Here is a 5,411-nt window from a genome sequence, read left to right as displayed (position 1 = left end):
GTGCTGATGGAATACGGTGCACCTCCATGTGCGCGCCACCTCACGATTTATCTCTTCACTTCTCGAAACAGGCATAGCCCAGCGTTAACCTTGTCACAAAGTCCCACTTACAAGGAGCAACAATGGCACTTCCTATCCTGTTTGATTGCGATCCAGGTCATGACGACGCTATCGCAATTGTTCTCGCCCTCGCTTCACCTGAACTGGATGTGAAAGCGATAACCTCCTCTGCCGGTAACCAGACCCCCGACAAAACACTGCGTAACGTATTGCGTATGTTAACGTTGCTCAACCGCACGGATATCCCAGTGGCCGGTGGTGCAGTCAAACCGCTGATGCGCGACCTGATAATTGCCGATAACGTCCACGGTGAGAGCGGGCTTGATGGCCCGGCGCTGCCTGAACCCGCTTTTGCTCCACAGGACTGTACCGCCGTGGAATTGATGGCGAAAACCCTGCGTAACAGTCAGGAACCGGTGACGATTGTCTCCACCGGGCCGCAAACTAACGTGGCATTGCTACTGAATAGCCATCCTGAACTGCACCCCCAAATTGCCCGTATCGTGATCATGGGTGGTGCAATGGGCCTCGGAAACTGGACGCCCGCCGCCGAGTTCAACATCTTCGTGGATCCAGAAGCCGCTGAGATCGTGTTCCAGTCGGGCATTCCGGTGGTGATGGCTGGACTGGATGTCACGCATAAAGCGCAAATACATCGTGAAGATACCGAACGGTTCCGCGCTATCGGCAATCCCATTTCGACAATCGTTGCTGAGCTACTCGACTTCTTCTTTGAATATCACAAAGATGAAAAATGGGGATTTATTGGCGCGCCGCTGCACGATCCATGCACCATTGCCTGGCTGCTGAAACCTGAACTGTTTACCACCGTTGAACGCTGGGTTGGTGTGGAAACTCAGGGCAAATACACCCAGGGAATGACCGTGGTTGACTACTACTTCCTGAGCGGCAATAAGCCAAACGCCACCGTAATGGTGGACGTGGATCGCCAGGGGTTTGTCGATTTGCTAGCGGAGCGTCTGAAATTTTACGCCTGAAATTTATCATTGAGTAAGATCGCTATGTTGAATCATAGCGATTTTACTGTTAGCTAATAGCGAACGTGAATACTGCGTTACTTCATTAATTTGTCAGGTAATACTGAATAAATCCCCCAGCAGATTAATGTATCATGCAACATCCGGCACAACAAATCAGAGGAACATTGAATGAATGCTTCAGATTATCTCAGGGTAAGATTTCAGAATGACAGGCAGTTATCTATATATATTGAGAATGGATTCACAAATACGATGTACACGGTTTACTGTAGCCTCAGCTATGGCGGAAGCTATTGCACAGTCAGCGTTTCTGTCAAAAGCCGTTGCGCGAAAACTGGCTGGTAAAATGCCAGTTGGCGTTTATCTTCTGCAGGTCTATGGGTTTCAGCAAAAAGCAGCTATGGCAGCCCGGGCACAGAAAGCAATAGATCCAAGTTATTATTGGATTCTTTACCAAGCAAAGCTGGAGATGCTCTATTACTTCGTTGAGCCAGCTCTTTCAGAAATAATTCAGAAAGTTCATGATGGTGTCTATTCTAACCTCGATCAGCTTGCCGACGAAATCATGGAAAGATTCGATGTTTAAGAGTCTAATATCAGTTGTACTATATAACCTTGTACTCCCAGCAATCTTGATAGTTTTTGCCGTGCTCTGGTTATATTTATTTCCTGAATACTGGTGGGAGCTAATGCTCATCAGTATTATTGCTATTTTTTGGTTTTATCCGTTCATTACAGAAAAATTCGAAAAATTCAAATAACCCAATATTATATATTTATATGGAAAAGGAGTATTTTAATATCATTCTAAACAATGTGAAAATCACATCCATTACCGCAGATCTTTATCCTGGAGCTTCAACCGGGACACATCTTGAAACCATTCTACTACGCTATGAAAGCATCACATGGAAGCATTGCGATGGAAATATCATCTATACGGATGCCTGGAATCAACGCGTTGTGGCGTAACACATTCGCAATCCCTCACAGAGCCGCGTTAGCGGCTCTCAGGTGAAAATCACGGCTCAAACGGTCGACGCTGGAACTGATCGTGTCCGCATTTCGGGCATAGCGGCAGCACATCAGGAGTGTACACCGCTAAATGGAAGTGGCACTTCTCGCACACCAGGTTGCCCAACCCGACCACCTCGCCGCTGTGATAAACCCCGTGATGGCTGAGGTCCTGGAACACTTCGCGCCATTCGAGCTGCGTTTTATCGGTAATATCGGCCAGTTCCTGCCAGATACTCTCTTTGATAACCCGCATAAAGACGCTGTCGGTCTCCTCATCGAGGCTTTCTTCATAGCTCAGAGCAAACTCTTCCAGGTCGCGTCTGACGGCCCGGGTGAGCTCTTCCACCTCGGTGCGCGTTAACTCCCCGGTCTGCATAACGCGCTGACGCGCCTGTTCCACCAACGCATCAATATCGCGTTCGCCATTACGCAGGCGTTCACTCAGTGAAGCCACCAGTTCACGGTAATATTGAGCAACCTTGTTCATCGCTTCGCCTCCTGGGTCGTTAACTGTCTATAATAATAGACGTTATTTACGCTACGCTTTGCAAGACTGTCCACAGAGTGTGTAAATTCGTGCAAGAATTATCCTTACGGGAATTCAACGTTGAATGCGCGAAAGGCTGTTTTGGCGCGGGCGTTTGGGCTATGCTATGCGGATCTAAAACACCACATCTAGAGCTACGTTTGTAGCTGTATTGAAAACAGGACCACTGGCTGCCATGCAAGAGCAATACCGCCCGGAAGAGATAGAATCCAAAGTACAGCTTCACTGGGATGAGAAGCGCACATTTGAAGTTACCGAAGACGAGAGCAAAGAGAAGTATTACTGCCTGTCTATGCTTCCCTATCCTTCTGGTCGACTACACATGGGCCACGTACGTAACTACACCATCGGTGACGTGATCGCTCGCTATCAGCGTATGCTGGGCAAAAACGTACTTCAGCCAATTGGCTGGGATGCGTTCGGCCTGCCTGCCGAAGGCGCTGCGGTTAAAAACAACACCGCCCCGGCACCGTGGACGTATGACAACATTGCATACATGAAAAACCAGCTCAAAATGCTGGGTTTCGGTTACGACTGGAGCCGTGAGCTGGCGACCTGCACCCCGGAATACTACCGCTGGGAACAGAAGTTCTTCACCGAGCTGTACAAAAAAGGGCTGGTGTACAAGAAAACGTCTGCCGTTAACTGGTGCCCAAACGACCAGACCGTACTGGCGAACGAACAGGTTATCGACGGCTGCTGCTGGCGTTGCGATACCAAAGTTGAGCGTAAAGAGATCCCGCAGTGGTTCATCAAAATCACCGCTTACGCTGACGAACTGCTGCGCGACCTGGATAATCTGGATCACTGGCCTGACACCGTGAAAACGATGCAGCGCAACTGGATTGGCCGCTCTGAAGGCGTGGAAATCACCTTCGATGTGAACGGTTACGACAACACGCTGACCGTCTACACCACACGCCCGGACACCTTTATGGGTGCGACCTACCTGGCCGTTGCTGCAGGTCATCCGCTGGCGCAGAAAGCCGCTGAAAATAACCCAGAACTGGCTGCCTTCATTGACGAATGCCGCAACACCAAGGTTGCTGAAGCCGAAATGGCGACCATGGAGAAGAAAGGCGTCGACACTGGTTTCAAAGCCGTTCACCCGCTGACTGGCGAAGAGATCCCGGTTTGGGCGGCAAACTTCGTGCTGATGGAATACGGTACAGGCGCAGTTATGGCCGTTCCGGGTCACGATCAGCGCGATTACGAATTTGCGACCAAATATGGCCTGACCATCAAGCCGGTAATTCTGACTGCTGAAGGCGCAGAGCCGGATCTGTCTGAACAAGCGCTGACCGAAAAAGGCGTGCTGTTTAACTCCGGTGAGTTTGACGGCCTCGACTTCGAAGCGGCCTTCAACGCTATTGCTGACAAGCTGGTAGCTAAAGGCGTGGGTGAGCGTAAAGTTAACTATCGTCTGCGTGACTGGGGTGTTTCCCGTCAGCGTTACTGGGGCGCGCCGATTCCGATGGTGACGCTGGAAGACGGTACCGTCCTGCCAACGCCAGAAGACCAACTGCCGGTTATTTTGCCGGAAGACGTAGTCATGGACGGCATTACCAGCCCAATCAAAGCCGATCCAGAGTGGGCGAAAACCACCGTTAACGGTATGCCTGCGCTGCGTGAAACTGACACCTTCGATACCTTTATGGAGTCGTCCTGGTACTACGCGCGCTACACCTGCCCGCAGTATCAGGAAGGTATGCTGGATTCCGACGCGGCGAACTACTGGCTGCCGGTTGATATCTACATTGGCGGTATTGAACACGCCATCATGCACCTGCTCTACTTCCGCTTCTTCCACAAACTGATGCGCGACGCAGGCATGGTCAACTCTGATGAACCAGCTAAACAGCTGCTGTGTCAGGGGATGGTTCTGGCCGATGCGTTCTACTACGTTGGCGCCAACGGCGAACGTAACTGGGTTTCTCCGGTTGATGCCATCGTTGAGCGTGACGAAAAAGGTCGTATCGTTAAGGCTAAGGACGCAGAAGGCCATGAACTGGTGTATACCGGCATGAGCAAGATGTCCAAATCGAAAAATAACGGTATCGACCCGCAGGTCATGGTTGAACGCTACGGCGCCGACACCGTACGTCTGTTCATGATGTTCGCTTCTCCGGCTGATATGACGCTGGAATGGCAGGAGTCCGGCGTTGAAGGGGCGAACCGCTTCCTGAAACGTGTCTGGAAACTGGTTTACGAACATACGTCCCAGGGAGATGTTGCTGCCCTGAACGTTGATGTGTTGAGCGAAGATCAAAAAGCGCTGCGTCGCGACGTGCATAAAACCATTGCTAAAGTCACCGATGATATCGGTCGTCGTCAGACCTTTAACACCGCGATTGCGGCGATTATGGAGCTGATGAACAAGCTGGCGAAAGCACCGCAGGCAGACGAGCAGGACAGAGCCCTGATGCAGGAAGCGTTGCTGGCTGTTGTACGCATGCTCAACCCGTTCACCCCACACGTTTGCTTCACCCTGTGGCAGGCGCTGAAAGGCGAAGGCGATATCGACAACGCGCCGTGGCCGGTGGCGGACGAAGCAGCAATGGTTGAAGACTCAACGCTGGTTGTGGTTCAGGTAAACGGCAAAGTACGTGGCAAAATCACCGTTCCGGTAAACGCCACTGAAGAGCAGGTTCGTGAACGTGCTGGCCAGGAGCATCTGGTGGCAAAATATCTTGATGGCGTTACCGTACGTAAAGTGATTTATGTACCGGGTAAACTCCTCAATCTGGTCGTTGGCTAAGCGCGGGAGGAAGCGTGCGACTTCTGAC

General features: G+C 51.1%; 4 protein-coding genes and 1 pseudogene. 4 read left to right on the top strand and 1 reads right to left on the bottom strand.

All coding sequences use genetic code 11. The annotated features are described in order from the left end of the window. The first annotated feature begins 122 nt into the window (after positions 1 to 122). From rihA to FDW87_RS02515, 3 genes and pseudogenes are all read left to right on the top strand, one after another. On the top strand, positions 123 to 1,058 hold the full coding sequence (gene rihA / locus FDW87_RS02525; RefSeq protein WP_103283620.1) for a pyrimidine-specific ribonucleoside hydrolase RihA: 936 nt from the start codon (positions 123 to 125) through the stop codon (positions 1,056 to 1,058). Positions 1,059 to 1,341: 283 nt separating this feature from the next. Then, positions 1,342 to 1,647 carry a hypothetical protein gene (locus FDW87_RS02520; RefSeq protein ID WP_172860558.1) on the top strand — a complete coding sequence of 102 codons (306 nt, stop codon included), beginning with the start codon at positions 1,342 to 1,344 and terminating at the stop codon, positions 1,645 to 1,647. A 194-nt stretch (positions 1,648 to 1,841) separates the two neighbouring features. Beyond that, positions 1,842 to 2,033, top strand: a pseudogene (locus FDW87_RS02515) (type VI secretion system tube protein Hcp); the annotation flags it as partial. Positions 2,034 to 2,082: 49 nt separating this feature from the next. Here the strand turns inward: FDW87_RS02515 and FDW87_RS02510 are convergent. Continuing rightward, on the bottom strand, positions 2,083 to 2,565 hold the full coding sequence (locus tag FDW87_RS02510; RefSeq protein WP_003022748.1) for a zinc ribbon-containing protein: 483 nt from the start codon (positions 2,563 to 2,565) through the stop codon (positions 2,083 to 2,085). Positions 2,566 to 2,800: 235 nt separating this feature from the next. On the opposite strand from FDW87_RS02510, the gene leuS reads away from it, so the two are divergent. Then, the gene (gene leuS, locus FDW87_RS02505; protein WP_016155970.1) at positions 2,801 to 5,383 is read left to right on the top strand and encodes a leucine--tRNA ligase; all 2,583 of its coding nucleotides are present in this window, start codon (positions 2,801 to 2,803) and stop codon (positions 5,381 to 5,383) included. Positions 5,384 to 5,411: the final 28 nt, after the last annotated feature.

Source organism: Citrobacter sp. wls826, from assembly GCF_005281245.1.
GTDB classification, from domain to species: domain Bacteria; phylum Pseudomonadota; class Gammaproteobacteria; order Enterobacterales; family Enterobacteriaceae; genus Citrobacter; species Citrobacter braakii.
Note: the sequence above shows the minus strand (reverse complement) of the source record. Positions and strands in the feature narration are given on the sequence as shown.

Excerpts from the sequence above, each read along its gene's own strand:
- leuS (WP_016155970.1), top strand. The coding sequence starts at position 2,801 with ATGCAAGAGCAATACCGCCCGGAAGAGATAGAATCCAAAGTACAGCTT.
- FDW87_RS02520 (WP_172860558.1), top strand. The coding sequence starts at position 1,342 with ATGGCGGAAGCTATTGCACAGTCAGCGTTTCTGTCAAAAGCCGTTGCG.
- FDW87_RS02510 (WP_003022748.1), bottom strand. The coding sequence starts at position 2,565 with ATGAACAAGGTTGCTCAATATTACCGTGAACTGGTGGCTTCACTGAGT.
- rihA (WP_103283620.1), top strand. The coding sequence starts at position 123 with ATGGCACTTCCTATCCTGTTTGATTGCGATCCAGGTCATGACGACGCT.